Source organism: Bradyrhizobium amphicarpaeae (assembly GCF_002266435.3).
Lineage (GTDB): Bacteria > Pseudomonadota > Alphaproteobacteria > Rhizobiales > Xanthobacteraceae > Bradyrhizobium > Bradyrhizobium amphicarpaeae.
In genome coordinates, this window is the sequence record NZ_CP029426.2 from 6,182,125 (window position 1) to 6,208,715 (window position 26,591).

The 26,591-nt window shown below is 65.7% G+C and carries 26 protein-coding genes; 5 read left to right on the forward strand and 21 right to left on the reverse strand.

From position 1 onward, the window contains the following. Position 1 precedes the first annotated feature (1 nt). Genes CIT40_RS29025 through CIT40_RS29045 form a run of 5 tightly spaced genes read right to left on the reverse strand, consistent with a single transcriptional unit; the run spans position 2 to position 4,927 of the window. Positions 2-1,138 (reverse strand): NAD(P)/FAD-dependent oxidoreductase, encoded by a 1,137-nt coding sequence (locus tag CIT40_RS29025; protein ID WP_094893346.1) that lies wholly within the window; start codon positions 1,136-1,138, stop codon positions 2-4. Between the two features lie 9 nt (positions 1,139-1,147). Beyond that, positions 1,148-1,957 carry an ABC transporter permease gene (locus CIT40_RS29030; RefSeq protein WP_094893345.1) on the reverse strand — a complete coding sequence of 270 codons (810 nt, stop codon included), beginning with the start codon at positions 1,955-1,957 and terminating at the stop codon, positions 1,148-1,150. Beyond that, entirely contained in the window at positions 1,954-2,829 is an 876-nt protein-coding gene (locus CIT40_RS29035) for an ABC transporter permease (protein ID WP_094893344.1), read from the reverse strand. Before CIT40_RS29035 ends, CIT40_RS29030 begins: the two co-directional genes overlap by 4 nt. Beyond that, positions 2,826-3,866 (reverse strand): ABC transporter ATP-binding protein, encoded by a 1,041-nt coding sequence (locus CIT40_RS29040; protein ID WP_094893343.1) that lies wholly within the window; start codon positions 3,864-3,866, stop codon positions 2,826-2,828. The genes CIT40_RS29035 and CIT40_RS29040 overlap by 4 nt, the downstream gene beginning before the upstream one ends. Positions 3,867-3,892: 26 nt before the next feature. Then, complete coding sequence (locus CIT40_RS29045; protein ID WP_094893342.1) at positions 3,893-4,927, reverse strand: ABC transporter substrate-binding protein; 1,035 nt, start codon at positions 4,925-4,927, stop codon at positions 3,893-3,895. Between the two features lie 268 nt (positions 4,928-5,195). On the opposite strand from CIT40_RS29045, the gene CIT40_RS29050 reads away from it, so the two are divergent. Then, complete coding sequence (locus CIT40_RS29050) at positions 5,196-6,110, forward strand: LysR substrate-binding domain-containing protein (RefSeq protein WP_094893341.1); 915 nt, start codon at positions 5,196-5,198, stop codon at positions 6,108-6,110. Here CIT40_RS29050 and CIT40_RS29055 read toward each other — a convergent pair. From CIT40_RS29055 to CIT40_RS29095, 9 genes are all read right to left on the reverse strand, one after another. Further along, positions 6,100-7,473, reverse strand: coding sequence for an amidohydrolase family protein (locus tag CIT40_RS29055; RefSeq protein WP_094893340.1), 1,374 nt, complete (start codon positions 7,471-7,473; stop codon positions 6,100-6,102). The two genes, CIT40_RS29050 and CIT40_RS29055, sit on opposite strands and share 11 nt — an antisense overlap. After that, entirely contained in the window at positions 7,470-9,053 is a 1,584-nt protein-coding gene (locus CIT40_RS29060; RefSeq protein ID WP_094893544.1) for an ABC transporter substrate-binding protein, read from the reverse strand. The genes CIT40_RS29055 and CIT40_RS29060 overlap by 4 nt, the downstream gene beginning before the upstream one ends. Positions 9,054-9,276: 223 nt before the next feature. Next, complete coding sequence (locus CIT40_RS29065) at positions 9,277-9,927, reverse strand: aspartate/glutamate racemase family protein (RefSeq protein WP_094893339.1); 651 nt, start codon at positions 9,925-9,927, stop codon at positions 9,277-9,279. A gap of 8 nt (positions 9,928-9,935) precedes the next feature. Next, positions 9,936-10,820 carry a polysaccharide deacetylase family protein gene (locus tag CIT40_RS29070; RefSeq protein ID WP_094893338.1) on the reverse strand — a complete coding sequence of 295 codons (885 nt, stop codon included), beginning with the start codon at positions 10,818-10,820 and terminating at the stop codon, positions 9,936-9,938. Beyond that, positions 10,807-11,622 (reverse strand): ABC transporter substrate-binding protein, encoded by an 816-nt coding sequence (locus CIT40_RS29075; RefSeq protein ID WP_094893337.1) that lies wholly within the window; start codon positions 11,620-11,622, stop codon positions 10,807-10,809. Before CIT40_RS29075 ends, CIT40_RS29070 begins: the two co-directional genes overlap by 14 nt. A gap of 16 nt (positions 11,623-11,638) precedes the next feature. After that, positions 11,639-12,403: an amino acid ABC transporter ATP-binding protein gene (locus CIT40_RS29080; protein ID WP_094893336.1), complete on the reverse strand. Its 765-nt coding sequence runs from the start codon at positions 12,401-12,403 to the stop codon at positions 11,639-11,641. Next, on the reverse strand, positions 12,400-13,257 hold the full coding sequence (locus CIT40_RS29085; protein ID WP_162307725.1) for an amino acid ABC transporter permease: 858 nt from the start codon (positions 13,255-13,257) through the stop codon (positions 12,400-12,402). The genes CIT40_RS29080 and CIT40_RS29085 overlap by 4 nt, the downstream gene beginning before the upstream one ends. Next, the gene (locus CIT40_RS29090; RefSeq protein WP_094893334.1) at positions 13,254-14,081 is read right to left on the reverse strand and encodes an ABC transporter substrate-binding protein; all 828 of its coding nucleotides are present in this window, start codon (positions 14,079-14,081) and stop codon (positions 13,254-13,256) included. Before CIT40_RS29090 ends, CIT40_RS29085 begins: the two co-directional genes overlap by 4 nt. A 39-nt stretch (positions 14,082-14,120) precedes the next feature. Continuing rightward, the gene (locus CIT40_RS29095) at positions 14,121-15,044 is read right to left on the reverse strand and encodes an N-carbamoyl-D-amino-acid hydrolase (RefSeq protein WP_244612020.1); all 924 of its coding nucleotides are present in this window, start codon (positions 15,042-15,044) and stop codon (positions 14,121-14,123) included. Between the two features lie 184 nt (positions 15,045-15,228). On the opposite strand from CIT40_RS29095, the gene CIT40_RS29100 reads away from it, so the two are divergent. Further along, a complete protein-coding gene (locus tag CIT40_RS29100; protein WP_094893333.1) occupies positions 15,229-16,155 on the forward strand; it encodes a LysR family transcriptional regulator in 927 nt (308 codons plus the stop codon). Between the two features lie 30 nt (positions 16,156-16,185). Continuing rightward, positions 16,186-16,899, forward strand: coding sequence for a type 1 glutamine amidotransferase (locus CIT40_RS29105; RefSeq protein WP_094893332.1), 714 nt, complete (start codon positions 16,186-16,188; stop codon positions 16,897-16,899). A 208-nt stretch (positions 16,900-17,107) separates the two neighbouring features. On the opposite strand, the gene CIT40_RS29110 is transcribed toward CIT40_RS29105, so the two are convergent. The 7 genes from CIT40_RS29110 to CIT40_RS29140 form a co-directional block, all read right to left on the reverse strand. After that, complete coding sequence (locus CIT40_RS29110; RefSeq protein ID WP_094893542.1) at positions 17,108-17,575, reverse strand: nuclear transport factor 2 family protein; 468 nt, start codon at positions 17,573-17,575, stop codon at positions 17,108-17,110. 94 nt (positions 17,576-17,669) lie between these two features. After that, on the reverse strand, positions 17,670-18,119 hold the full coding sequence (gene ybgC / locus CIT40_RS29115) for a tol-pal system-associated acyl-CoA thioesterase (RefSeq protein ID WP_094893331.1): 450 nt from the start codon (positions 18,117-18,119) through the stop codon (positions 17,670-17,672). A 67-nt stretch (positions 18,120-18,186) separates the two neighbouring features. After that, positions 18,187-19,107 (reverse strand): metallophosphoesterase, encoded by a 921-nt coding sequence (locus tag CIT40_RS29120; RefSeq protein WP_094893330.1) that lies wholly within the window; start codon positions 19,105-19,107, stop codon positions 18,187-18,189. A gap of 127 nt (positions 19,108-19,234) precedes the next feature. After that, the gene (gene ruvB, locus CIT40_RS29125; RefSeq protein WP_193550937.1) at positions 19,235-20,269 is read right to left on the reverse strand and encodes a Holliday junction branch migration DNA helicase RuvB; all 1,035 of its coding nucleotides are present in this window, start codon (positions 20,267-20,269) and stop codon (positions 19,235-19,237) included. Positions 20,270-20,418: 149 nt separating this feature from the next. Next, entirely contained in the window at positions 20,419-21,036 is a 618-nt protein-coding gene (ruvA, locus tag CIT40_RS29130; RefSeq protein WP_094893328.1) for a Holliday junction branch migration protein RuvA, read from the reverse strand. Further along, complete coding sequence (gene ruvC, locus CIT40_RS29135) at positions 21,033-21,560, reverse strand: crossover junction endodeoxyribonuclease RuvC (RefSeq protein ID WP_094893327.1); 528 nt, start codon at positions 21,558-21,560, stop codon at positions 21,033-21,035. Before ruvC ends, ruvA begins: the two co-directional genes overlap by 4 nt. A 213-nt stretch (positions 21,561-21,773) precedes the next feature. Then, a complete protein-coding gene (locus CIT40_RS29140; RefSeq protein WP_094893326.1) occupies positions 21,774-22,520 on the reverse strand; it encodes a YebC/PmpR family DNA-binding transcriptional regulator in 747 nt (248 codons plus the stop codon). Positions 22,521-22,724: 204 nt separating this feature from the next. Here CIT40_RS29140 and CIT40_RS29145 point away from each other — a divergent pair, with 204 nt between their 5' ends. Together CIT40_RS29145 and CIT40_RS29150 are read left to right on the forward strand one after the other, a co-directional pair. Then, the gene (locus tag CIT40_RS29145; protein ID WP_162307726.1) at positions 22,725-24,473 is read left to right on the forward strand and encodes a methyl-accepting chemotaxis protein; all 1,749 of its coding nucleotides are present in this window, start codon (positions 22,725-22,727) and stop codon (positions 24,471-24,473) included. A gap of 106 nt (positions 24,474-24,579) precedes the next feature. After that, positions 24,580-26,004 carry a methyl-accepting chemotaxis protein gene (locus CIT40_RS29150; RefSeq protein ID WP_094893324.1) on the forward strand — a complete coding sequence of 475 codons (1,425 nt, stop codon included), beginning with the start codon at positions 24,580-24,582 and terminating at the stop codon, positions 26,002-26,004. Positions 26,005-26,591: the final 587 nt, after the last annotated feature.

Consider the following 26,591-nt stretch of genomic DNA (forward strand, 5'->3'; position numbering starts at 1 on the left):
TCTAGTAGCCGCTTTTGTTCGCGGCGCCCGCGCCGCCAAAACGGCTCGCGGAGAACGCGCCGACCAGCTCCGGCTCGAGCGCGCCCTGCGCCACCATGCGCGCGATCTCGAAGGCATGGTTGGAGGCGAGCGTCACGCCGGAATGGCAGCAGGCGACGAAGGCGCCGGGATGGGTCTCCGACTGGTCGTAGATCGGAAAGCCGTCCTGCGGCATGACGCGGATGCCAGCCCAGCTCCTGACCACGTTGAGCCGCGACAAATGCGGGAACATGCGCTGGGCGCGATCGGTCATCACCGCGCTGATCGAATGCTTCAGCGTACGATCGTCCAGCTCGTCCTCCTTGCTGTCGCCGATCATCACCGTGCCCTCGTCGGTCTGGCGGATCGTGGTCAGGGGATGCGGGAGGAACGGCATGGTGCGCTCGGTCACGACGATCTGGCCGCGCGTGGGGCCCATCGGCGCGTAGAGGCCGACCATCGGCGCGAGCGTCTGATTGGCGTTGCCGGCGGCGAGCACGATCTTTGCGGCGCGGAGTTCGCCCTTCGGCGTCGTCAGGCTGAACTCGCCGCCGTGCTTGCTGATCGCCGAGACCGGCCGCTCCGGAAGATAGTCGATGCCGAATTCCCTGAAGCCGGTATGGAACGCGCGAAAGGTCCTCAGCGAATTGACGTGGCCGTCGAGCGGACAAAAGCTTCCGCCGGAGACGTCCGGCCCGATCAGCGGCAGCGACTTCTTCACCTCGGATGCGGAGAGCATCTCCATCCTGTAGTCGGCAGCACCGGTCTGGTTGTGCATGCGCTTGACCAGCTCGGTGCGCTGGCCGAATTCCTCCTCGCCGAGCGTGAGATGAAAGCCGCCGTTCTGCTGAAGCGCGACATCGAGCCCGGTCTGCTGCTTCAGTTCGGAAGCTAGCCTGCTCCACGCTTGCGACGCCTGCACCGTCCACACCGTGTAGGCGGGCATGCCGAGCCCCTTGCTCTGCACCCAGACCAGCGCAAAATTCGCGCGCGAGGCGCGTTTGGTGATGTCGCCTTCGTCGAGCACGGCCACCTTCTTGCCGAGCCGGCCGAGGCCCCAGGCAATGGCGGAGCCGAGCAGACCGCCGCCGACCACGGCGACGTCGTATTCTCCTGACATGAGGTTCTCCTATCGTCCGGTGTCGCCACTCTTGCCGGCGAGCACACGGTCGAGCCCGTAGAAGCGGTCGAGCAGAATGAGGGCGGTCATGGTCACGGCGATCACGCAAGCCGAGACCGACGTCACCAGCGGATCGATGTTGTCCTGGATGTAAAGGAACATGCGCACCGGCAACGTCTCGGTACCGGGTGCGGCGAGGAAGACGGTCATGGTGAGATCGTCGAAGGACTGGATGAACGCGAGCGCCCAGCCGCTGATGACGCCGGGCAGGATCAGCGGCAAGGTCACGCGGCGAAACAGCGTCCAGCCGCCGGCGCCGAGCGAGACCGCCGCGATCTCGACGGTGCGGTCCATGCCGGTCGCCGCCGCCAGCGTCAGCCGCAGCGCGAACGGAAACACGATGATGACATGCGCGATGATCAGCGCGGCAAAACTGCCGCCGAGGCCGGCCGAGGTGAAGAAGCGCAGGAAGGCGATGCCGAGCACCACATGCGGGATCATCAGCGGAGACAGGAACAGCGCCGCCAGCGCATCACGGCCGCGGAAGCGATAGCGCGCAATCGCCAGCGCCGCGGGCACCGCGAACAGCAGCGCCACGAAGGACGACAGCGCACCGAGGCCAAGGCTGACCCAGAAGGCGTGGATGAATTCAGGGTAGTTCGCGATGGCCCTGAACCAGCGCAGCGAGAAGCCGTTGGTCGGCAGCGACAGGAAGCCCTCGGGCGTGAAAGCGACGAGGCAGACCACCAGGATCGGCGCCACCATCACGATGACGAAGAATGTATGGAAGACCAGCGCGAGCGGACCGTTCCGTCTCATCGGAACACCTCCGCGTAGCGCCGCTCGATCAGCGCGTTGCTGCCGACGACGATCAACACCAGCGCAATCAGCAGGAGCGTGGCGACGGCGGCACCGAGCGGCCAGTTCAGGGTGTTGAGGAACTCGTCATAGGCCAGCGTCGCCGCGACCTTGAGCCGGCGGCCGCCGATGATTGCCGGCGTTGCGAACGCGCTGGCCGAGAGCGAGAATACGATGATCGCACCCGACAGCACGCCCGGCATGATCTGCGGCATGATGATGCGGCGGATGATGGTGACGGGGCCGGCGCCAAGCGACATCGCGGCGTTCTCGATCTGCGGATCGAGCCGCTGCAGCGCCGCCCATACCGACAGCACCATGAACGGCATCATGACATGCGCGAGCGCGACGATCATGCCGGTTTCGGTGAACATGAAGGGGATCGGCGACTTCATCACCCCGAGCGACATCAACAGCTTGTTAACGAGGCCATTGTTGCCGCCGAACAGCAGCGCCCAGCCGAGCGTGCGCGCCACCACGGAGATCAGCAGCGGCCCGAGAATGACCAGCAGGAAGAAGCTCTTCCAGCGACCGTCCATGCGGTTGAGGATGTAGGCCTCGGGCGCGCCGAGCAGGGCCGTGAGCAGCGTGGTCAGGATCGCGATCCGAAACGTCCGCCAGAACATTTCGGCGTAATAGGGATCGGTCGCGATCTCGTGCCAGTTCTTGAGGATGAAGACCGGCTCGATGCCCTTGTACTGACCCCAATCGTGGAACGACAGCATCACCGTCATCGCCAGCGGAATCAGCAGCACGCCGACGAACAGCATCAAAGCGGGCGCGGTCAGCGCCCATGGCGCACGCGCGCTGCGTTCCTCGGCGACCGCACTCATGCGACCGCCCTCGCGCGCACGCTCATGTCCTCCGGCCGCCAGACGAGGCGAACCGCCTCGCCTTCAGCCGGCTGCGCCTTGCCGTCGTTCTGGCGGATCACGATCGCCGGACCGCATTCGCTGTCGCACTGGAACAGCCAGTGGTTGCCCTGGAAGATGCGCGTGACGATCTTTGCGCTGAGGCCGGCATCGCCGAAACCAATTCTTTCAGGACGAATGCTGACGGTGACGGGGCCGCTGAGGCCCGCCGGGGCCGGCGCGCTCCAGGAGCCCGCCGTCACCCGCGCCGGTGTAGCGGTCCGATCGACAGCCGCGGCAAAATCGTTGGTCTTGCCAAGGAACTGCGAGACGAAAGCCGAGGCCGGTTTCTCGTAGGTTTCCTGCGGCGTGCCGATCTGCTCGATCTTGCCCTGGCTCATCACCACGATGCGGTCGGACAGCGACATCGCCTCGTTCTGGTCGTGGGTGACGAGGATCGTGGTGGTGCCGATCGTGCGCTGGATCTGGCGCAGCTCGATCTGCATCTCCTCGCGCAGCTTGGCGTCGAGGTTGGACAGCGGCTCGTCGAGCAGCAGCACGCTCGGCTTGATCACCAGCGCGCGGGCGAGTGCCACGCGCTGCTGCTGGCCGCCAGACATGCGGCGGGGATGGCGGTCCTCGAAGCCGGCGAGGCCCACCATCGCCAACGCGGCACGAACGCGCTCCGCTCTTTCAGTGCGCGGCACGTTGCGCATCTCGAGACCGAAGGCGACATTTTCCGCCGCGGTCATGTGCGGAAACAGCGCATAGCTCTGGAACACGATGCCGAGCCCGCGCTTGGCCGGATGAATCGCGGTCAGGTCCTTGTCCTCCAGGCGGATCGCGCCGCGGGTGGGATCGAGGAAGCCCGCGATCATCTGCAGGGTCGTCGTCTTGCCGCAGCCGGAGGGGCCGAGGAAGGAGATGAACTCCCCCTTGCCCACGGCGAGACTGAAGTCGTCGACCACAGTCTGCGCCCCGAACTGCTTGGCGACCCGATCGAGCTCGAGATAGGCCATGCGCTGTCTCCGCTGCGACGATCAGATCAACGCTCGACCTCGCGATTCCAGCGCTTGGTCCACTCCTCGCGCTTCTCGTTGATGACGGTCCAGTCCGGATTATACAGCTTGGCGGCGCGCTCGCCGATCGGCGCCATCTTGCCGAACTCCGGCGGCACCACCAGCGATTTCAGCACCGGGCCGTAGCCGTATTCCTTCAACATCACGAGCTGGATCTTGGGATCGAGCAGCATCTTGACGAAGCTGGACGCGAGCGGCGAGGCGTTCGGCTTGGCGATCGGGCACGCCGTCGTCAGCAGCGTCGCGGCGCCTTCCTTGGGATAAACGAAGTCGACCGGGAAGCCGGTATTGGCAAAGCTCTGCACGCGGCCGGTGCCCCACACCGCGATCACGGCCTGACCGGACTGGAACAGCTCGGTCATCTTGCCCGGCGACGGCTCGTAAGCGAGCACGTTCGGATTGATCTGTTCCTTGAAGATCTTGAAGCCGGAATCGACGTTGGTCTCGCCGCCGCCGTTCATCTTCGACAGCATCACCAGCGCTTCGAGACCGTAGGTGTTGTTGATCGGCGGGATCACCAGCTGCTTTGCGTATTTGGTGTCCTTCAAATCGTTCCAGGAGGTCGGCGGCGCCCAGCCTTTCTCCTTGAACACCTTGGTGTTGTACATCAGGCCGGTCGCGACGATGCCGATGGCGACGGCGCGATCGTCCTTGAAGCGCGCGGTGTCGTAGAGATCCGCCGGCAGGCCCTCGAGCTTGCCGCAGAAGCCGAGCTGAATCGCCTGGTACATCGGGCCGTCATCGACGATGGCGACGTCGATCAGCTGATTGCCCTTCTGCGCCTGGAGCTTTGCCAGCGTGTCGGTGGAGTTGCCGGCGACGTATTCGACCTTGACGCCGTTCTCCTTCTCGAAGGTGGGGATCACCTCGTCGCGGATCGTCTTCTCGAACGAGCCGCCATAGCCGGCGACGTAGAGCGTCTTTTGCTGGGCCGAGGCGGCCGATGGGACGGCAATGAGCGCTGCGATGCTGGCCGCGGTCAGAAGGCTGAGAGTCTTCATATGGTCCGATCTCCAATACCGGGATGGGGTGACGTGCCCAAAATCTCCGACTGAGGCGCCTGCCGCATTTCCTTCCGCGCAAATCCGCTCAGACAGGGCTCCGGCCCCCGTTCGGCGGGTTTTGGCGCGATCTGGAGGTTGAACCCCTCCAATCTGCCGAAAAAGCGGGCTGTCTCCAGTCCTGATGAAAAAGATCGCAACCTATACTTCCATCGTCCAATGAATAATGGCACCGTCTGCATGCCTGAATGTTATGGATGGAATTGGGATGGCACGGATCAATTCGCGGCAGGTTGAGGCCTTCCGCGCGACCATGCTGACCGGAAGCGTCACCGAGGCGGCGGCGCTGATGACGGTGACGCAGCCGGCGGTGAGCCGGTTGCTGCGCGACCTCCAGGCGCTGTTGAAGATGGAGCTGTTCGAACGGCGCGGCACCGGCCTCGTGCCGACCGCCGCGGCGATGGCGCTCTATACCGAAGTGGAGCGCTCCTTCGTCGGTCTCGAACGCATCACGGCCGCGGCCGAAGAAATCCGTGGCCGCCGCACCGGATCGCTGCGCATCGCCGCGCTGCCGGCGCTGGCGAACGGCTATCTGCCGCGGCTCACCGGTCACTTCCTGAAGCAGCGGCCCAATCTGAACCTGGCCTTCTTCGGCGTGATTTCGCCGATCGTGGTCGATTGGGTGCTGAACAATCAGTGCGACGTCGGCTTTGCCGAGGTGCCGATCGCGCATTCCGGCCTTCCCAGCCAGAAGCTGCCGGCGCCGGCGCGCGTCGCGGTGCTCCCGACAGGCCATCGCCTCACGGAAAAGGAGGTGCTGGAGCCGCATGATTTCGAGGGCGAGACCTTCATCTCGCTGTCGGCGGGATCGTCGAGCCGGCACCTGGTCGACCAGATCTTCCACCGTCACGACGTCCGCCGCGTGCTGCGGGTGGAGACTGCGCTGTCGGAGATCATGTGCGGCATGGTGTCGTCGGGACTGGGCGTCGCGATCTGCGACCCCTTCACCGCGCAGGAATTTTCGACCCGCGGCGTCGTCGTGCGCCGCTTCCTGCCACGCATCGATTTCGAGTTCTCCGCGGTGTTTCCCGCACAACGCAGCCCCTCGCCGGTGGCGCTCGATCTGGTCGAGACCATGCGCAAGGCGCTCGTGGAATTCGACGAGCCGGCCCTCAGCCGTTGAACGCGGCCTGCGCCTCCGGCAAATCCCAGATCTTGCCGATCGCGGCGCTGCCTGCTGCGGTGATCGCCGCTTCGTCTGCGCCGAGATATCGACCCTCATCGATCAGCACGCGGCCGTCGACCATGACCTGGTCGATATTGGCGCGGTTGGCGAGCGCGATCAGCGCGCGGCGGGGATCGAACAGCGGCTGCAGATGCGGATGGGTGAGATCGACGACGGTGAGATCGGCCGTCGCGCCGGGCTCGATCCGGCCGAGGTCCGGGCGCTTGATCACGTCGGCGGCCACGGCCGTATTCGCCTCGATCAGCTCCGGTGAGTTCGCGACATCGGCACGCGCGGAAGTGACCTTCGAGATCAGCGAGGCCGCATTGAGCTCGCCGAGCAGGTCCATGTTGTAGCCGTCGGTACCGACCACGGTGCGCACGCCGTGCTCGGCGAAACGGCTGAACGCCGCGGTGACGCCGGCGCGCGCGAACACGCGCGGGCAATTCAGCACGGTCATGCCGCGCGCCGCCATCAGCTTGAGATCGTCGTCGCTCGAGAACATGCAGTGCGCAGCCATCAGGTCGGGCGCGAGCAGGCCGAGCCAGTCCAGATACTGCGCCGGCGTGCGGCCGCCATAGCGCCTGCCGATGGTCTCGACCTCGGCGCGGCTCTGCGCCATGTGCGTGGTGATGGGAACACCGAGCTCGCGCGCCCGCGTGGCGCAGGCCTTCAGCAGGTCGGGGCCGCAGGTGTCGGTGGCATGCGGGCTCATGGCGAGCTTGATGCGGCCTTCGCCGCGATCGTTCCAGCGCTGGTAGAGCCCGTCCCACGTCGCCATGTCGGCGGCGCCGTCATCGCCGGAATATTGCACGACGCCGTCAGGGCCGGCCTTGGCATCCGACGTCGAGAACAGATAGGGCGCACCGTAAAAGCGGATGCCCATCTCCTCGGCGGCGTCGAACATCTCAGGGATCGAATTGCGGAACGGCTCCATCACCGTGGTGGCGCCGCCTTTGAGCAGTTGGAGGATGCCGAGCCGCGCCACCGCCATGCGCTTTTCCGCCGACAGCAGATCGGCGCCGCGCTTGGTCAGCGGCAACAGCACCGTGTAGACGATGCTCTGGTTGTTCTTGCGGCCGTTGCCGTCCTCGGTGTGGCTGCGCGCCACCGCTTCGCTGAAGCAGTGATTGTGCAAATTGAGCAGGCCCGGCAGCACGAAGCGACCGGGACGATCATGGACCTCGTCCGCGCGCGGCCTGTCGCGCGTGATTGCGGCGATCCTCTTGCCTTCGACGAGGACCCAATGGTCGCGCAGCACATCCTGCGCGCCGTCTTTCCGTGACAGCACGTAGCTGCCGAAGATTGCTGTGGTGCTCATGCGGGGCGTACGTTCCAGAAGACGGCGGTGCCGTCGAGAATGCCGGTGATGGCCTTGCGATAGGCGGTCGGCTGCTTGTACAGGCCGATCGGGATGTAGGGAATCTCCTCGAATGCCACCGCCTGGATCTGGCGGCAGATGCGCTGTTGCTCGGCGAGCTCCGAAGCGGCCAGCCACTGGCTGCGCAGCGGCCCCATCTTCTGGCTTGCATACCAGCCGGCGACCTTGCCTTCGCCGCGGATGTTGGTGTTGCCGGCCGGGTTGAGCCAGTCGATGCCCTGCCAGTTGCCGACTGCCGCGCTCCAGCCGCCCTGTCCGACCGGATCCTTCTTGAGCTGGCGCTGCAGCACGACGGCGAAATCGAGCCCGGCATATTCGACGTTCATGCCGGCCTTGCGCAAGCTGTCGACCGCGATCTCGCCGAGCGGCTTCTGCGCCAGCGAATTGGTGGGCACGAGCACCACGATCTTCTCGCCATTATAGCCGGCAGCCTTCAGGTCGGCCTTGACCTTGGCATAGTCGCGCGGCCCGCGGAACACGTCGAGTCCGACCTCGCTCGCCATCGGAGTATCAGGCGCGAAGTAGCCGATCGGCGAGACCTGGAACGCCGGATCGACGCCGGCGACCGCCGTCATGAACGCGGACTGGTCGATCGCACCCAGGAGCGCGCGGCGGACCGCCGGATTGTCGAACGGCGGCTGCAGGTGATTGAGCCGCAGCATGCAGGCGTAACCTCTGGGATCGAGGATGCGCGTCTCGATGTCACCGGCGGCCTTGATCACCGGCAACAGATCATGCGGCGTGGTCTCCTGCCAGTCCTGCTCACCGGTCTGCAACGCGGCAACGCCGGTGCCGGCGTCGGGCGTGGTGGTCCAGACCACGCGATCGTAATGCACGATCTTCGGACCCGCGGTCCAATCCGGCTTGCCGTCGGTGCGCGGCTGGTAGCGCTCGAATTTGGCATAAGCATTGCGCGCGCCCTGCACGCGTTCGTCGGCGAGGTAGCGGAACGGCCCACTGCCGATGACTTCGGTCAGCGGCTTGAACGGATCCTGGCTGGCCAGCCGCTCCGGCATCATGAAGCAGGCATTGATCGCGGCCTTGCCGAGTGCCTGCGGCAGCAGCGGGAACGGGCGCTTGAGACGGAAACGGATGGTGCGGTCGTCGGCGGCGGACAGCTCGTCGGTCGCTTCCATCAGCTCGCCGCCAAAGCCGTCGCGCGCCGCCCAGCGGCGGATGCTGGCGACGCAGTCGCGCGCCAGCACCCGCTCGCCGTCGTGCCAGAACAGGCCGTCGCGCAGGCTGAGGTCCCACTGCAGCTGGTCGCCGGAGATCGCGTGGCCCGACAGCATCTGCGGCGAAACCTGGAGCGAGGCGCTCATTCCGTAGAGCGTGTCGTAGACCATGAAGCCGTGGTTTCGCGACACCTGCGCGGTCGAGTAGATGGGATCGACGAAGGCGAGATCGATCACGGGGATGAAGCGCAGCGTGGTCTGGGATTCGGCACGGACGATGCCCGGCAGCGACAGCGCCGGCATGGTGGCAGCGGCCTTGAGGAGCGAGCGGCGGGAGATGGGCATTACGAGAAGCTCCTGCATAAGGCGATGTTGAGCTGCGACGGCGGTGCGCTCCCTCCCCCGCTTGCGGGGGAGGGCTGGGGAGAGGGTGTCTCCACAATCGAGAACCCCCAAGAGGAGAGAGCCCTCACCCGGCGCTTCGCGCCGACCTCTCCCGCAAGCGGGAGAGGTGCAGCGAGCGCGCGGTTGAGATGTTTCCAGACATCGAACGGCATCATCTGACGTGTCACGTGTTGAGCAAGATCGCGCCGATCGCAGCCGCAACCGCCTGTTGCGCCGGCTCGACCACGGGCACGCCGATCGCATCCGCGATGGCCGCACGATGCGAAGCCATGCCGGCGCAGCCCATCACCACGACGTCGGCGCGGCACTGCGTGACCAGCGCGCGGCCGGCTTCGATCAGCCGTCCCCGGATATCGCTACCTGCCGTCTCGGCCGCGCTCGCGCCCACCGACCAGCTTCCGGCATAGCGGCCGTCGACGCCCATGACCCGCACCATGCGCTGCTGACGGCGGATGCTCGACGGCGACAGCGCGATGATGCCGAAACGCTCGCCCAGCATCAGCGCGCGAAAAATGCCGCACTCGGCGATGCCCAGCACGGGGCGGCCACCGGCCGCCTCGCGGACCGCATGAAGGCCGGGATCGCTGAAGCAGGCCAGCACGAAGGCATCCGCATCATCGCGCGAGACGCGGTTGACCAACGGCATCACGACGCTATCGGCATCGCGCTGGGTCGAGATGCCGGGCGGGCCCTCGGCAAGACCGACCACGTCGATGTCAGGCCCGCCGGCGATCCGCAGCGGCGCGACCGCCTCGTCGATCGCCGCCGTTACCGAGGCCGAGGAATTCGGGTTGATGACGAGGATGCGGCTCATGGCGCTCTCTAGCGGTTACCGGCCTCATGGCGGAGGAAGTTCTCCGCGATCTTCTCGCCGGTGGCGATCCAGACGTCCGGGCACGACTTTGCGTAGGTCAGGAACTCGCGCAGCAGCCGCAGCCGCATCGGACGGCCGCTGCATTGCGGATGCAGCACCGTCGTCACCATCGCGCCCCAGTCCCTGGTTTCGTCGAGCTCGTCCTTCCAGATCGAGAGCACGTGCTCCCTGGGGAAGATCGAGCGCGGGCTGAAGCGGGCGGAGAGGCCATGCATCCAGTCGTCATAGCTTGCGGTGACCGGCAGCTCGATCGTGCCGGGCTTGCCGTCGGCGAGGCGATGGCGATACGGCCTGACGTCGTCGCGGAACGAGGACGTGTAGACGATGCCATGGCGCACCAGCGCGACACGCAGCTCCTCCGTAAACTCGCCGTAAGGCGCGCGATAGCCGGTCGGCCTGACACCGAGCCGGCGCTTCAACGCCTCGAAGCCGCGCTCCAGCTCCTCCTCGATCCAGGGATCGCCGGGATCCGGCAGCAGATGGTGATAGCCGTGATGGCCGATCTCGTGGCCGGCCTTGAGGATCGATTCGGCCATCGCCGGATGCGCATCGACCGACCAGCCCGTGACGAAGAAAGTGGCCTTGAGATCGAGCTGGTCGAGCAGCTCCAGCAGCTTCGGCGTGCCGACGCGCGCCTCGAAGCCGCCATAGCTCATGGTGATCAGCCGCCGGGCGTGAGCGGCATCCTTGCTGGTCCATGCGCTCTCGGCGTCCACGTCGAACGACAGGAACATCGCCGAATTAAACGGTTTCGGCCAGGGATAGTCCGGCGCAGGGTCGGCCGTGTTGGCGGGCGTGAGCGGAATGCTCTGGAGTGCCTTACTGTCCAGCATTGATGGTTGCCTTCTCTAATCCGTTGTCGGTCAGTTTCCATTTGGCGAGCAGGGTCTTGTAGGTGCCGTCCGCGATCAGCGCGTCAACCGCTTCCAGCATCGCCTGTTGAAGACCCTTCTCCTTGACCGGCAGTGCAATGCCGACGAACTGCTGCGCGATGGCATCGCCGACCGGCGTATAGGCGTTGGGCTCGAGATCCATGATGTAGGGCAACGTCTCGTTGCCCTGCACGGCGGCGTCGATGCGACCCTGCTTGAGCTGGGTACGTGCATCGCCGGAGCCGTCGGTGCCAACGAAAGTGACGGGGTTGCCGCCGCAGTGCTTCTCGCTCCAGCTTGCAATCTGTTCCGGATATTTGGTGCGCCGGCTGGCGCCGACCTTCTTGCCGCAGAGAGCGGCGATGTCCTTGAATTCCGCCGCTCGTGACTGCTGCACGAAAAAGCGCGGGCCGGTCTGGAGATAGTCGACGAACGTCGCAATCTCGTGACGGCTCGCATAGTCGGTAAAGCCCGACAGGACGGCATCGACCCGGCCCGTCTGGATCGATGGCAGGAACTCGGCAAAGCTGGTTTCCTGCCATTCGATCTTGGTGCCAAGCTTGCGGCCAATCGCGTCGCCGAGCTCGATGTCGAATCCCGACAGCGCGTTGGTGGCGGGATCGCGAAACTCCATCGGCGGATAGTTCGGCACCACCGCCATCTTGATGCTGCCGCGCTTGACGATCTCCGCCGGAAGCTCCGCTGCCGTGGTCGAAAACGTCATGGCGCCGAAAAGCGCCGCCGCAACCCAAACTCTCTTCATCGATACGCCCCCATTTTCAGATCACTGCCGAAAGAAATGCCCTGGTACGCTCCTCGCGCGGTGCGCCCAATACGTCCGAGGCGCGGCCCTGCTCGACGATCGCGCCCTGGTCCATGTAGACGACGCGGTCGGCGACCTCGCGCGCGAAGCCGAGCTCGTGCGTCACCACCATCATGGTCATGCCACTCTTCGCCAGCTCCTTCATGACCGCGAGCACCTCGCCGACGAGCTCGGGATCGAGCGCGCTGGTCGGTTCATCGAACAGCATCAGCATCGGCTTCATCGCCAGCGCCCGCGCGATCGCGACCCGCTGCTGCTGGCCGCCGGAGAGCTGCGCGGGATACCAGTCCGCCTTCGCGGACAATCCGACGCGGCGCAGCAGTTCGAGCGCTTCCGCACGCACCTCACCCAGCTTGCGGCCCTGCACCTGGAGCGGACCTTCGGTGATGTTCTCCAGCGCGGTCTTGTGCGGAAACAAATTGAAGCGCTGGAACACCATGCCGGTCTTGAGCCGCTGCCGCCCGATCTCGCGTTCGCTGAGCCGATGCAGCCGCCCACCCAGCTCGCGCACCCCCAACAGCTCGCCGTCGAGCCAGATGCCGCCGGCATCGATCGTGGCGAGCTGGTTGATGCAGCGGAGCAGCGTGGTCTTGCCGGAGCCGGAGGCGCCGATCAGGCACATCACCTCGCCGGGCCAGACGTCGAGCGAAACGCTTCTGAGAGCCTGGAACTCGCCAAAGTTCTTGGCGACGGAGCGGATCGCGACGAGAGGTTTTGTCATCGCGCGAGCCGCAATGTGCCGCGCGCAAAGCGGCGTTCGAGCAGCATCTGGAGCGGCGTCAGGATCGAGACCACGAGCAGGTACCAGAGCCCGGCGACGATCAAGAGCTCAATCACGCGGGAATTGGCGTAATAGATGTTCTCGGCGTTGTGCAGCAGTTCTGGGTACTGGATCACGCTCGCGAGCGAGGTCGCCTTCACCATGCCGATGAACTCGTTGCCGAGCGGCGGGATCACCACGCGCATCGCCTGCGGCAGCACGATCCGCCGCAGCGCGCGCAGCCGCCCCATGCCGATCGCCTGCGCCGCTTCATACTGCCCGATGTCGACCGACAGCATGCCGGCGCGCATCACCTCGGAAGTGTAGGCACCCTGGTTGATGCCGAGCCCGAGCAGCGCGGCAAGGAACGGCGTCATGACGTCGACGGCACGCGCGCTCCACAGGCCGGGAATGCCGATGGTCGGGAACACCAGCGCAAGATTGAACCAGAGCAGAAGTTGCAGGATCAGCGGCGTGCCGCGGAACAGCCAGGTGTAGCCGGCGGCGACCGTCTTCAGCACCGGATTGGGCGACAGCCGCATGACCGCGACGACGATGCCGAGCACGATGCCGAGTGCCATCGCCAGCACCGCCATCACCATGGTGTTGACGATGCCTTCGAGGATGACCTTTGCGGTCAGGAAGCGGCTGACATAGGACCATTCGATCTGTCCGTTCGCGAACGCGCGCGCGATGGCCGCGAGCACGAGGACGATCAGCGCGGCACTGAGCCAGCGAAACCAGTGCGGCTCGCGCGCGATCTGCATCCCGGACAGATCGGGGAAACCCTCCGCGAGTGCCGGCGCCGGCTTCATTGCGGCGCCGCGTTCAGCATGGGCTGGGCGACCGCGTTGGCACCCAGGCCCCATTTGTCGAGGACCGCCTTGTAGGCGCCATCGGCGATCATGGCGGTGAGTTTCTCGGTCACGACCTCGCGCAAGGCGACGTCGTCCTTGCGGAACATGATGCCCTGGTAGCCCTTGGCGAAGGGCTCGCCGACGACGCGGTATTTGCCGGGCTCCTGCGTTTGCGCGTAAGGCAGCGTCTCGCTGCCCTGCACGGCGGCGTCGATGCGGCCCTGCTTGAGCTGGTTGCGGACGTCGATCGAGTTTTCGCCGGGGACGTACTGGATCGCGGGCTTGCCGGCCGGCTCGCAATTCTGCTTGCTCCACTTCTCGATCTCCACCGGGAAGCTGGTGCTGCGGGTGGTGCCGACCTTCTTGCCGCAGAGATCGGCCGCGTCCTTGGCTGCATTGTCGGCCATGACGAAGAATTGCGGGCCGGTCTGGAGGTAATCGATGAAATCGGCGGTCTCGCGCCGCGAGGCGCGGTCGGAGATGCCTGAGATGATGAAATCGGCGCGCCTGGTCTGCAGCGAGGGGATCAGCTCGGCGAACGGCGTCTCGCTCCAGACGATCTTGAGGCCACCGAGCCGCTTGGCGAGCTCGTTGGCCAGATCGATGTCGAGCCCGACCAGTTCGTTGGTCGCGGGATCGCGATATTCCATCGGCGCATAGGTGGAGTTGACCGTGAGCTTCAGCGTGCCCGCCTGCTTGATCTCCGCCGGAAGCTCGGCCGCCTGCGCCGGCGTCGCGGCAGCCAAGGCTGCGAGGGCGAAGATTTGCGAGAGGCGTGTCATGTCAGCTCCTTTGCCAACGCCGCGACCGGCCGTTTGAGATCAATCCGCATCGAGAACGGCCGGCTCGATGACGCCGGCACGTTCGGTGATCACCCTGTATTGCTCCGGCCGCCGGTGGGCGGCGAAGTTGAACATCTTGTCCTTGCCCTGGCGGCACATATCGAGATCGATGTCGGCGACGATCACTTCATCGGCGAGCGTCTGCGCCTGCGCGACGATGCGCCCATTAGGATCGACGATGCAGGAGCCGCCGATCAGCCCGGAGCCATCCTCCTCGCCCGCCTTCGCCACCGAGATCGCCCAGGTCGCGTTCATGTAGGCGTTGGCCTGCGTCACCAGCGTCGAGTGGAAGGTACGGAGCGCGCCGTCTTCGGTGGTACCGCCATTGGGATCGTAGGCGGCCGAGTTGTAGCCGATGCAGACGAGCTCGACGCCTTGCAGGCCGAGCACGCGCCAGGATTCCGGCCAGCGCCGATCGTTGCAGATCATCATACCCATGATGGCATGGGCCCAGGCCGAGCCGGCGCGGAAGGCGGGAAAGCCGAGGTCGCCATATTCGAAATAGCGCTTCTCGAGCTGCTGGTAGCGCGCGCCCGGCCGTGGCTCGACCGAGCCGGGCAGGTGCACCTTGCGATAGCGGCCCAGGATCTCGCCGTCGCGATCGACCAGGATGGCGCAATTGTAGCGACGGCCGTCCGGCGTCAGTTCGGCATAGCCGACATACAAGCCGACGCGCAGCGCCCGCGCGCGATCGAACAGTTTTGCCACGGCCGGGTTCGGCATTCCGCGCTCGAAATGGCGGTCGAGCGCCTCGCCCTCGAGCAGCCAGCGCGGGAAGAAAGTGGTGAAGGCAAGCTCGGGGAACACCACGAGGCTCGCGCCGCGGCCGGCCGCCTCCTCCAGCAGAGCAAGCATCCGCGACAACGTATGCTCGCGCGTATCGGCTTTTTGCGTCGGCCCCATTTGTGCTGCGGCGGCGCGAAGGACACGAACCAAGATTGCCTCCAATCTGTGCGCAGTGCTGCCTCAATGGGCTAATGAACCCCTTGATGCGACGTGCAAATCCGCCGCCATTACGGGCGAGCGGGGCTGCAAAATCAATTCGTTCTGCTATGATGTTTTGGCCCTGAGTATAATCGGCAGTGATATGAACCTGCGTCAGCTCGAAATCCTGCGCGCCGTCATCCGCCATCGCACCACGGTCGCGGCCGCGGACGAGCTGGCGCTGTCGCAACCCGCGGTCAGCAATGCGCTGAAGACGATGGAGGCGCAGGCGGGCTTCGCCTTGTTCGAGCGGGTCAACAACCGGCTGTTTCCGACCGCGGAAGCGATGGCGCTGTACAAGGAGAGCGAAGCTATCTTCGCGCTGCATGCAAAGCTCGAGAACCGCGTGCGCGATCTGCGCGAGAACCGCTCCGGGCACCTTGCCATCGTGGCGACGCCGCCGCTGGCCTACAGCATCATTCCCTCCGCGCTCTCAGGCTTCCTGCGACGCCGCCCGGAGACGCGCGTGTTCTTCGACGTGCGGCGCTACGAGGGCATCATCGAGGGCGTGCTCAGCCGCGTCGCCGAGCTCGGCTTTGCGCTCGGGCTGACGCATCATCCCGGCATCGCGCATGAGGTGGTGCATACCGGCGAAATGGTGTGCGTATTGCCGCCGCAGCATCCGCTCGCCGACAGGTCCGTGATCTCGGCTTCGGATCTGTCCGGCCTGCCTTTCATCGGGCTCGAACGAGGCACGCGGCTGGGCGAAGCCGTGCGCGACAGTTTTGCCCGTGGCGGCGCGCCGTTCCAACCGACCGTCGAGGTGCGCTACTGCAACACGGCCTGCGTGCTCGCCGCCGCCGGCGTCGGCGCCGCCGTGGTCGATCCCTACTCGCCGCGGCAGAACGGCGGCAGCGGCCTCGTCGTCCGCCCGTTCACGCCGACGACGCACGCGGTCGCCTATATGCTATGGTCGGAGGCCGAACCGCTGTCGCGTTTGGCCAAGGCCTTTCTCCACGAGGTGCGAAAGCAGAGCGCGCTGCTGGAGAGTACAGCGCCGCACCAGCAACATGGGGCAGAAAGCGACTGAGCTTCGCAACCTTTTGACCTTGGGGGGCAGATGGCACGCATCACCATCATCGAGACCGGACAGGTCCCGCAAAAATATCGGGACCAGCACGGCTCGTTCCCGGACATGTTCGAACGCATGGTCCGCACCGAAGACCCCACGGCTACGGTAGACGTCGTCAGCATCCCGAACGGCGACGCGCTTCCCGATCCTGGCAAGCTCGAGGCCGTGCTGATCACAGGTGCTGCCGCCGGCGTCTATGACGGGCTCGACTGGATCGCGCCGCTGGAGGATTTCGTCCGCACCGCCTACGCCAACAAGACGCCGATGGTCGGCGTCTGCTTCGGTCATCAGCTGATCGCGCAGGCGCTCGGCGGTACGGTACGCAAATCCGAAAAGGGCTGGGGCATCGGCCGGCACGTCTATCGGGTGCTGCCGGAGAACGGCGTCGTCGATGGCGAGGAGGTCGCAATCGCCGCCTCGCATCAGGATCAGGTGATCGAGCCACCCAACGACGCGCTCACGATCCTCTCGTCCGACTTCACCCCGCATGCCGGCCTGCTCTACGCCAACGGCACCACGCTGACGGTGCAGCCGCATCCGGAGTTCGACGTGGAGTTTGCGGAAGTGTGCTGTGCGCTGCGTGACGGCAAGGCGCCGGAGGACGTTGTCGCGACGGCAAGGGCGTCGCTGGCGGAGCCGTTGGACAGCGCGAAGCTCGGTGGGGCGATCACGAGGTTCTTGACCAAGCGTACTGCAACGTAGTCCGCAGCTCTCGCCACGCAGACTCTTCCCTTCTCCCCTTGTGGGAGAAGGTGGCGCGAAGCGCCGGATGAGGGGTATGCGTCCGCACATTCAGCTAAGAGATGGACTCGCGGAGAGAACCCCTCACCCGTCTCTCCGCTGCGCGGCGAGCCACCCTCTCCCACAAGGGGCGAGGGTGCAGTGTGCTCGCTGTGCTGTCTTGCAAGCTTCAGAACGGATCCGTCCCCAGCCCCGGCACATCCGCCGGCCGCGGCCCGGGCGCTGCCCAATGAAACCGGCGGTCCTTCTCCGCGATCGCGATGTCGTTGATCGACGCCTCGCGCCGCTTCATCAAGCCGTGCTCGTCGAACTCCCACTGCTCGTTGCCGTAGGAGCGATACCACTGGCCGCCGGCGTCGTGCCATTCGTACTGGAAGCGCGCCGCGATGCGGTTCTGGTCGAAGGCCCAGAGGTCCTTGATCAGGCGGTAGTCCTGCTCCTTCTCCCATTTGCGGGTGAGGAACGCGACGATGGCGTCGCGGCCCTGCAAGACCTCGGAGCGATTGCGCCAGCGGCTGTCCTCGGTATAGGCGAGCGAGACGCGCACCGGGTCGCGTGAATTCCACGCATCCTCGGCCATGCGGGCCTTTTGCGCGGCGGTCTCACGGGTGAAGGGTGGAAGCGGCGGGCGCGACATCATGGCCTCATCGGTTGGTCGGAGGCCGCAATCTATCGCCGCAATTGGCGGAGTCGAGTGGTCATCACAAATCGGGTGATCACTTATCGGGCGATCATGAAATCAAATCGGCCTTCATCAATGCGCGGATCGATTTCGGGATCGGCTGGGCGCGGCCGCCGCTGATGAAGGCGACGCGGACCTCGGCCTTCACCAGAACCTCCTCGCCGCGACGGACTTCCTGCGCCAGCATGATCGAGGCGCCCTTTACGGCAACCGGCCAGGTCACGACGTCGAGCACGTCGTCCATCCGCGCCGGTTTCAGGAAATCCAGATGCATCGAGCGCACCACGAACGCAAAGCCCGCGCCTTCGGTCTCCACCTGATCGAACAGCGCCTGCTGCTCGGCGCCCATCAGCCTGAGGTGATTGGTGCGGCCACGCTCCATGTAGCGCAGATAATTCGCGTGATAGACGATGCCGGAGAAATCCGTGTCCTCGTAATAGACGCGGACCTGCATGTGGTGGCGGCCGTCGCGGATCTCGCCGTCGAGATGAGCTGTCACGTCGCGAGCCCCTTCGCTTGTCGCTACGGGTCCGTTTTGCGCAAAAACGGCCGACCGCGCAAGCGCGTCAGGACACAACCTGCCCTGCCCGCCCCAGCGTCACTTCGACGATCTCGGGCGGCACGCCGACGCGGACCGGCATGATGCTGCAACCGAGGCCGCCGGAGATGATGAGGTCGCATTTCAGCCGGAAGTGGCCATAGGCGAGGCGCAGGCCGTTCTTGGGCGAAACCGCCGGCGACCAGCCGAGCAGGCGAATCTGGCCGCCATGGGTATGGCCGGACAGTTGCAGCGCGACGCGCCCGGGCACGAGCGGCGCGATGTTGGGCTCGTGCGCGAGCAGGATGACCGGCGCGTCGTCGGTGACCTTCGCCAGCGTGCCTGCGAGATCGTCGGCGCCGAAGCGCCCGGTGCTGCGCAAGCGCCGTGCCGGCAGGAAGGCCAGTTGGTCGCCGAGACCGGCGAGCCAGAACGGGCGGCCGTCCTTGCTGAGGCGCACGGCGTCATTCTCGTAGACGGGGATGCCGACCGCCTCCAGCGCACGATGAGCGATGGTCGGCCCGTGCCCTGCCTGCTGCACCGTCCTGTCGTCCCAATAATCGTGGTTGCCCATCACGGCATGGACGCCGAGCGGCGCCTTCAGGCCGGCCAGCACTCTCGCCCATTCGCGCGACGGAATGAACCGCGTGACGTGGTGAAGGCCGGCGACATAGTCGCCGAGCAGCACGATGATATCGGCGTTGAGCGCGTTGGTGCGCTCGACGATTCCTTCGATCCGCTCCAGCGACATCCAGGGATCGCAGGCGTGGATGTCGGCGATGGCGGCAATCTTCAGCGAAAGATCTGCCGGCCACTGCCGCGGCGTCGGATGATAGCGGGTGACGCGCAGCCGCAGCACCGGCTCGATGCCGACGCCATAGGCTGCGGTCGAGACGCCGAGGGCGGACAGACCGCCGATGGAACGGATGAGATGACGGCGCGTGATCATGAAAACCCGATCGTGATGCGCCTCGTTGATGCTGTCCGATTGGAGCGGAATTGGGGTGCGTTCGTGCAGACCGTCTGCACGAGATTACCAGAAATTCATGTCAGAAGAGCCGCCGCATTTGCGCAGCTCAGTCGTCGTTCTCGTCCGAGCCGAACAGGCCGAACTGTGACGCCGCATCGCGCGAGGGCTCGGCGATGCCGAGATGACGGAAGGCGTGCGAGGTGAGCAGGCGGCCGCGCGGGGTGCGCTGGAGATAGCCGCACTGGATCAGATAGGGTTCGATGATGTCCTCGATCGCATCGCGCGGCTCGGACAGCGCTGCAGCCATGGTCTCGACGCCGACCGGGCCGCCGCCATAGTTCATCGCGATGGTCGTGAGATAGCGACGATCCATCGCATCGAGGCCCGCGGCGTCGACCTCGAGCGCGCTCAGCGCGTGGTCGGCAATCTTGCGATCGATCTTGTCGGCATCGGCGGCCGAGGCGAAATCGCGCACGCGACGGAGCAGGCGGCCGGCGATACGCGGCGTACCGCGGGCACGGCGTGCGATCTCGTTGGCGCCATCGGCGCTCATGCCGACATTGAGCACGCGCGCGCCGCGGGTGACGATGCTTTCGAGCTCCTCGATCGTGTAGAAATTCAGCCGGACCGGAATGCCGAAGCGGTCGCGCAAGGGATTGGTGAGCAGGCCGGCGCGCGTGGTGGCGCCGACGAGGGTGAATTTCGACAGCTCGATCTTGACCGAGCGCGCCGCCGGGCCCTCGCCGATGATGAGGTCGAGCTGAAAATCCTCCATCGCGGGATAGAGCACCTCTTCGACCGCCGGGCTCAGGCGATGGATTTCGTCGATAAAGAGCACGTCGCGCTCTTCGAGATTGGTGAGGAGGGCTGCGAGATCGCCGGCCTTGGCGATCACGGGACCCGAGGTCGCGCGAAAGCCGACGCCCAGTTCCTTGGCCACGATCTGCGCCAGCGTGGTCTTGCCGAGGCCGGGCGGCCCCACGAACAGCACGTGATCAAGCGCCTCGCCGCGCTTGCGCGCCGCCTCGATGAAGATCGAGAGATTCTTGCGCGCCTGCTGCTGGCCGACGAAATCGGACAGCGATTGCGGGCGCAGCGCAGTGTCGCCGACATCGTCGCTGCGGCGCTCGGGCGAGACCATGCGGGAGGCTTTGGGATCGCTCACTCAGCGAACTCCTCGTAGGGTGGGCAAAGGCGCGCTTCGCGCCGTGCCCACCACGTCTCCGATCGGTTGAAAGATCGTGGGCACGCTTCGCTTTGCCCACCCTACGAGACTGACCATCACCGCGCTCATTTCGCCAATTCCTTCAGGCCGAGGCGAATGAGCTGCGCCGTTTCGGCGCCTTCACCCGCACTGCGCGACGCCGACGCGATCGCAGCAGCCGCCTGCGGCTGGCCGTAGCCGAGATTGACCAGCGCTGAGATCGCATCCGCCACGGGACGCGGCGCGCGCTGCTCATCGACGGCGCCGGCGAGATGAACCACTGCGGGATCGACATTGGCGAAGGCCGGCGCCTTGTCCTTCAATTCGGTGACGATGCGCTCGGCGACCTTGGGGCCGACGCCGGGCGTGCGCGCCACCGCGGCCTTGTCGCGCAAGGCGATCGCATTGGCGAGATCGGACGGCGCCAGCGTGCCGAGCACGGCGAGTGCGACCTTGGCACCGACGCCCTGCACGGTCTGGAGCAGGCGAAACCATTCCCGCTCCTGGTCGGTGCGGAAGCCGAACAGTTTGATTTGATCCTCGCGGACATAGGTCTCGATCGACAGCACCGCGGCCTCGCCCGGCGAGGGCAGATGTTGCAAGGTACGCGTAGAGCAATGCACCTGGTAACCGACACCGCCGACGTCGAGGATGACAAAATCCTCGCCGTAGGAATCGATCAGGCCCTTCAGCTTGCCGATCATAGGCTCGCCACCTTCAGCCTGAGCGCGGTGCTCTGGCGGTGATGGGCGTGGGTGATGGCGATGGCGAGCGCGTCGGCGGCGTCGGCCGATGGCGGGTCAGCCTTGGGAAGCAAGATCTTCAGCATCATCGCGATCTGGGCTTTCTCGGCATGGCCGGCGCCGACCACGGTCTTCTTGACCTGGTTGGGCGCGTATTCGGCGACCGAGATGCCGAACATCGCGGGCGCCAGCATGGCGACGCCGCGGGCCTGACCGAGCTTGAGGGTGGCGACGCCGTCCTTGTTCACGAAGGTCTGCTCGACCGCGGCTTCGATCGGCTGATGGGCCGACAGCACGGCGGCGAGACCTTCGTGGATCGCGAGCAACCGGCTCGCCAGCGGCAGATCGTTCGGCGGTTCAACCGACCCGCAAGCCACGTAGATCAGCCGGTTGCCGTCAGCCTCGATCACGCCCCAGCCGGTGCGGCGCAGGCCGGGGTCGATGCCGATGATGCGGATGGGCTGGCGAATCGGGAGCGCGGTCATGGGCCAGTGATAGCGGTTGGCCCATGATAGCGAAACAGAAACAGAACAGAAGTAACAGGGGAAAGGAGGTTTCGTGCCCCGGGCGCGACGCAGCGCGAAGCGGTGCGGCGCTGAACCGGGGCCCATATCGGCACAGATGCCTGGAGGACGATGGGTCCCGGCTCTGCGCAGCAGCGTTGCACGCTGCAGCGCGTCCGGGACACGAGCGAGGCCTCAGCCGCCCATCTTCGCCATCAGCGCGTCCGACACCTCGAAATTGGCGTAGACCTGCTGGACGTCGTCGTGCTCGTTGAGCAGGTCCATCAGCTTGAGCAGCTTCTCGCCGGTCTCGTCGTCGACCGCGACCGTGTTCTGCGGCTTCCAGATCAGCGCGGCCTTGCGCGGCTCGCCGAACTTGGCTTCCAGCGCCTTGGCGACGTCGCGATAGCTTTCGGTCGAGGCGTAGATCTCGTGGCCGGCTTCGCTGGAGACGACGTCGTCGGCGCCGGCCTCGATCGCGGCGTCGAGCACGGCGTCGTCGGAGGCGACGCTGTGGTCGTATTCGATGATGCCGGTACGGTCGAACATGAAGGAGACCGAGCCGGTTTCGCCGAGATTGCCGCCGGATTTGGTGAAGAAGGAGCGGATGTCGGAGGCGGCGCGATTGCGGTTGTCGGTCAGCGCCTCGACGATCACGGCGACGCCGCCCGGGCCATAGCCCTCGTAGCGGATCTCGTCATAGTTCTCGCCCTCGTTGCCGAGCGCTTTCTTGACGGCGCGCTCGATATTGTCCTTCGGCATGTTCTCCTGACGCGCCGCGATGATCGCGGCGCGCAGGCGCGGGTTCATGTTGGGGTCGGGCGTGCCGAGCTTGGCAGCGACGGTGATTTCCCGCGCCAGCTTGCCGAACAGCTTCGACTTCTGGGCATCCTGCCGCCCCTTGCGGTGCATGATGTTCTTGAATTGGGAATGTCCGGCCATGCGGGGTCTCTCGGGGGAATCGTCAGCCAAAGGTGATCGCGGAAAGCGCGGCCTTATAGGCCGCCAACTGCCCGGAATGAAAGAGGTTCTACGATTTAAAGGTATTATCGTAGCACATCAGCCCAAAAGTCAGGCAACGTTAACCCTGATTTCATTCCGGCTTGCGAAAATAGCGTTTGCTCGTCCTCCGACCAGAGAGACCTGATGGCGTTCGGACTATTTCGGAAGCGTCTGCCGGACATGGCTTCGCCTGCGACCGCCCCGGCGGCTACGCAGCCGGCGGCCCATTCCGAGCCCGTTCCCGCGGCCGAAACTGATTCGGCCCGGGAGATCCTGGAGCTGCTGGAACTCGAGCTCGGCGCCATGATCCGCCAGCTCGAACGCGCCGCCAATTCCGTGGCCGGCGGCGCCGAAGCGACCGCGGCGACGCTTGCCGCCATCCGCGACCGCACCGACGCCCTCACCGGCCGCACCAATGCCGCGCAATCGACCGCCTCCACCTTCGCCCAGGCCGCCGACAAGTTCACGCAGTCTGCGCTGGGGATCGGCGCGCAGGTTCGCGAGGCCGGCAAGCTCGCGGACGAGGCCAGCGCCGCGGCGCAGGAAGCCCGTGCCAACGTCGATCGCCTGCGCGAATCCTCCGCCGCCATCGGCAACGTCGTCAATCTGATCGCCCAGATCGCGCGGCAGACGACGCTGCTCGCGCTCAACTCGACGATCGAGGCCGCGCGCGCCGGCGCAGCCGGCAGAGGCTTTGCGGTCGTCGCGACCGAGGTCAAGGCCCTCGCGGTGCAGACGCAAGGCGCCACGGAAGAGATCACGAAGAAGATCGACGCATTGCAGCGCGACGCCGCCGGCTCCGCGGATGCCGTGCACCGCATTTCGCAGGCGATCGAGGCGATCCGCCCGGTGTTCGAGACCGTCAACGGCGCGGTCGCCGAACAGAACGCCACCACCAGCGACGTTTCCGGCAACGCCGCCAGCGCTTCGGAATTCATCGTCTCGGTCGGCGAGAGCGCGGCCGAGATCGACGCCGCGACCAAGGCGGCCGAGAGCCACGGCGAGAACGTCGCCAGCGCCGGCAAAGCCGTCACCACCTTCGCACAGAAGCTGAAATCGCGCTGCGCGGTGCTGCTCCGCCAGAGCGAGCACGACGACCGCCGCAAGACCGAACGGCTGCCGTGCCACCTGAAGCTCGAAACCGCGCGCAGCGTGATGCCGGTCTATGAGATCGCGATGGACGGCGTGCTGATCGGCGGCGCGGATGCGGGCCGGCTTGCACCGCAAGCGATCATCGAAGGCACCCTCGAAGCCGTCGGCGCCTGCCGCCTGCGCGTGATCGAGCAATCCAAGGCCGGGGCCCGTGCGCAATTCGTCGGAACCAATGCCGGGCTCAGCGAAAAGATCGAGGACAGGCTCTGGGCGATCCACGAAGAGAACACCGAGTTCGTCACCCGCGCCATGGAAGCGGGCAACGCGCTGACCAGGATTTTCGAGCAGGCGGTTGCCGGCGGCGAGGTCGGAATCGACGACCTGTTCGACACCGACTACGCCCAGATCGCCGGAACCGACCCGCAGCAATACCGCACGAAATATCTCGACTGGGCCGACCGCGCCCTGCCGCCGTTACAGGAGGCCTTTCTGGCCAAGGACCAGCGCATGGCGTTCTGCGCCATGGTCGACCGCAACGGCTTCCTGCCGGTGCACAACAAGATCTATTCGCACCCGCAACGGCCGGGCGACGTCGCCTGGAACACGGCCAACAGCCGCAACCGGCGGATCTTCAACGATCCGGCGGGGTTGGCGGCCGCACGCAACCTGCGCTCGTATCTGGTGCAGAGCTATGCGCGCGACATGGGCAATGGGAATACGGTGATGATGCGCGAGATCGACGTTCCGATCCACGTGCAGGGCCGGCACTGGGGCGGATTCCGCACGGCTTACAAGCTGTAGTGCACGCTCAGGCAAGACGCCGGCCGCGAATCATCCTTTTAAGCTGAGTTGGAATGGGAATGCCGCCGAGCCGGGTTTACGGCTCTGACTGGAGGACTCATCGAACATGTCCGTCGTACAACTTGCAGTCATGGACACCGGCTCCAACCGCACGCTGGCAGAGCGGCTGATCGATCAGCTTGCCGACCGCATCGGCGGCCTCGGCGTGGAACTCGCCGACATTGCCGGCAATGTCCAGGAAGTCGCCAACCGCGTCGCCAACCAGTCGGAACGTTTCCACCATCTCCAGGAGACCGCCGAGACGATGGTCTCGGCCAACCACGATATCGCCAATGCATCGCAGGCCGTGCAAACCACCACGTCCGCGGCGGTCGGCGAGATCGCGCAATCGCGCGGCGCCGTCGACGCTGCGGTCAGCCACATCTCCGAGCTCGTCGCCGCGGTGGAGCGGATCGAAGCGCGCCTCAGCGCGGTCGGCTCGGCGCTGGCCCAGGTCGCGAAAGTCTCCGGCTCGATCGAGGCGATTGCGAAGCAGACCAATCTGCTCGCGCTGAACGCAACCATCGAAGCCGCCCGCGCCGGCAATGCCGGGCGCGGCTTTGCCGTGGTCGCAAGCGAGGTGAAGAATCTCGCGGAAGCCACCCGCCAGGCCACGCACCAGATCTCCGACACCGTGCGCGATCTCGACGGCCAGATCGAAGGCCTGATCGGCGAGAGCAGCGACGCCTCGCAGCGCGCGAAGACCGCCGGCGAAGGCGCCCAGCAGATCTCCGGCATCATCTCGCGGGTCCAGCAAGGATTCGCCTCCGTGGAGGCGCAGATCGGCAGCGTCACGCGCGCGGCGACCTCCAATCTCGGACATTGCGACACCGTCATCAGCGAGCTGAACGAGCTCGCCAAGGGCGTCGACCTCTCCTCGCACGATCTCAAGAACGCCGACGAGCGGGTGGCGAAGCTGCTCGACACCTCCGAGGGCCTGATCGCGCTGATCGCCGACAGCGGCGTCGACACGACCGACTCACCGCTGATCCGCATCGTGGTCGATGCCGCCAAGCGGATCACGGCCGAGTTCGAAGCCGCGATCGATCGCGGCGACATCACGCTCGCACAGCTCATGGACGAGACCTATCGCGAGATTCCCGGCACCGATCCGAAGCAATACCTCACCAATTACGTCGACTTCACCGACCGCGTGCTGCCCGCGATTCAGGATCCGCTTCAGAAATCCGATCCGCGCATCGTCTATTGCGTCGCCTGGGCGCGGAGCGGCTATTTGCCGACCCATAACCCCAACTACCGCCTGCCGCAGGGCAAGGACCCCGTGTGGAATAACGCCAATTGCCGCAACCGCCGCATGTTCAACGACCGCACGGTGAAGAAGGTCGCAGGCAGCACGAAGCCGTTTCTGCTCCAGACCTACCGCCGCGACATGGGAGGCGGCCAGTTCGTGCTGATGAAGGACCTGTCCTCGCCGATCGTGATCCGCGGCAAGCACTGGGGCGCCTTCCGGATGGGGTTTCGGCAGGGCTGACGGGCGCGCGCGGCGCGTCCTGAATCAAAAAATCGAAAAACAACCCCATGCACAGTAGCCGGGCCCAACGGAATCAATGACTTGCGCCGGCGGATTCTGTCTCGGTTTGACGCGTCGGGCAAACCAGGGACGCGACGTTATGATTCCGAAGTTCAACATCTGAACTTGGCAGGGCCGGAGCAAGCGCCTCGTCCTTCGAGACGACCGCTCCGCGGTCTCCTCAGGATGAGGCTTCTGCATCGGTGTCCGTTGAAACTGCTGCTGCGTACTCCGTCCTCATCCTGAGGGCCCACGGAGGCGGACGTCGCGAAGGATGGGCCGCAGGCGAGGCGCGCCGTCGCGGGGCTCTCCGGCCCGCCCGACTTTCCCAATCGCACGACTTTCATCATCGCATGATTTTGCGAATCCGCACGACAATCTGCGGCGACCACGGACGCGCGCTCCGAAAAAGCGTCAAAACATGACGATTATCATATCAATGAGCCCAAAACCCGTGCAGCGAGCGCCGCACAAATTCGTGAACATCATGGGCTGACGCGTCAGCAGCGCAAATATGCATTGCCGGCGTTTGCGGCACTTCATCGTTT

Bases quoted from the DNA above. Each gene is read 5' to 3' on its own strand.
- CIT40_RS29025 (WP_094893346.1), bottom strand. From the start codon at position 1,138: ATGTCAGGAGAATACGACGTCGCCGTGGTCGGCGGCGGTCTGCTCGGC.
- CIT40_RS29030 (WP_094893345.1), bottom strand. From the start codon at position 1,957: ATGAGACGGAACGGTCCGCTCGCGCTGGTCTTCCATACATTCTTCGTC.
- CIT40_RS29035 (WP_094893344.1), bottom strand. From the start codon at position 2,829: ATGAGTGCGGTCGCCGAGGAACGCAGCGCGCGTGCGCCATGGGCGCTG.
- CIT40_RS29040 (WP_094893343.1), bottom strand. From the start codon at position 3,866: ATGGCCTATCTCGAGCTCGATCGGGTCGCCAAGCAGTTCGGGGCGCAG.
- CIT40_RS29045 (WP_094893342.1), bottom strand. From the start codon at position 4,927: ATGAAGACTCTCAGCCTTCTGACCGCGGCCAGCATCGCAGCGCTCATT.
- CIT40_RS29050 (WP_094893341.1), top strand. From the start codon at position 5,196: ATGGCACGGATCAATTCGCGGCAGGTTGAGGCCTTCCGCGCGACCATG.
- CIT40_RS29055 (WP_094893340.1), bottom strand. From the start codon at position 7,473: ATGAGCACCACAGCAATCTTCGGCAGCTACGTGCTGTCACGGAAAGAC.
- CIT40_RS29060 (WP_094893544.1), bottom strand. From the start codon at position 9,053: ATGCCCATCTCCCGCCGCTCGCTCCTCAAGGCCGCTGCCACCATGCCG.
- CIT40_RS29065 (WP_094893339.1), bottom strand. From the start codon at position 9,927: ATGAGCCGCATCCTCGTCATCAACCCGAATTCCTCGGCCTCGGTAACG.
- CIT40_RS29070 (WP_094893338.1), bottom strand. From the start codon at position 10,820: ATGCTGGACAGTAAGGCACTCCAGAGCATTCCGCTCACGCCCGCCAAC.
- CIT40_RS29075 (WP_094893337.1), bottom strand. From the start codon at position 11,622: ATGAAGAGAGTTTGGGTTGCGGCGGCGCTTTTCGGCGCCATGACGTTT.
- CIT40_RS29080 (WP_094893336.1), bottom strand. From the start codon at position 12,403: ATGACAAAACCTCTCGTCGCGATCCGCTCCGTCGCCAAGAACTTTGGC.
- CIT40_RS29085 (WP_162307725.1), bottom strand. From the start codon at position 13,257: ATGAAGCCGGCGCCGGCACTCGCGGAGGGTTTCCCCGATCTGTCCGGG.
- CIT40_RS29090 (WP_094893334.1), bottom strand. From the start codon at position 14,081: ATGACACGCCTCTCGCAAATCTTCGCCCTCGCAGCCTTGGCTGCCGCG.
- CIT40_RS29095 (WP_244612020.1), bottom strand. From the start codon at position 15,044: ATGGGGCCGACGCAAAAAGCCGATACGCGCGAGCATACGTTGTCGCGG.
- CIT40_RS29100 (WP_094893333.1), top strand. From the start codon at position 15,229: ATGAACCTGCGTCAGCTCGAAATCCTGCGCGCCGTCATCCGCCATCGC.
- CIT40_RS29105 (WP_094893332.1), top strand. From the start codon at position 16,186: ATGGCACGCATCACCATCATCGAGACCGGACAGGTCCCGCAAAAATAT.
- CIT40_RS29110 (WP_094893542.1), bottom strand. From the start codon at position 17,575: ATGTCGCGCCCGCCGCTTCCACCCTTCACCCGTGAGACCGCCGCGCAA.
- CIT40_RS29120 (WP_094893330.1), bottom strand. From the start codon at position 19,107: ATGATCACGCGCCGTCATCTCATCCGTTCCATCGGCGGTCTGTCCGCC.
- ruvB (WP_193550937.1), bottom strand. From the start codon at position 20,269: ATGGTCTCGCCCGAGCGCCGCAGCGACGATGTCGGCGACACTGCGCTG.
- ruvA (WP_094893328.1), bottom strand. From the start codon at position 21,036: ATGATCGGCAAGCTGAAGGGCCTGATCGATTCCTACGGCGAGGATTTT.
- ruvC (WP_094893327.1), bottom strand. From the start codon at position 21,560: ATGACCGCGCTCCCGATTCGCCAGCCCATCCGCATCATCGGCATCGAC.
- CIT40_RS29140 (WP_094893326.1), bottom strand. From the start codon at position 22,520: ATGGCCGGACATTCCCAATTCAAGAACATCATGCACCGCAAGGGGCGG.
- CIT40_RS29145 (WP_162307726.1), top strand. From the start codon at position 22,725: ATGGCGTTCGGACTATTTCGGAAGCGTCTGCCGGACATGGCTTCGCCT.
- CIT40_RS29150 (WP_094893324.1), top strand. From the start codon at position 24,580: ATGTCCGTCGTACAACTTGCAGTCATGGACACCGGCTCCAACCGCACG.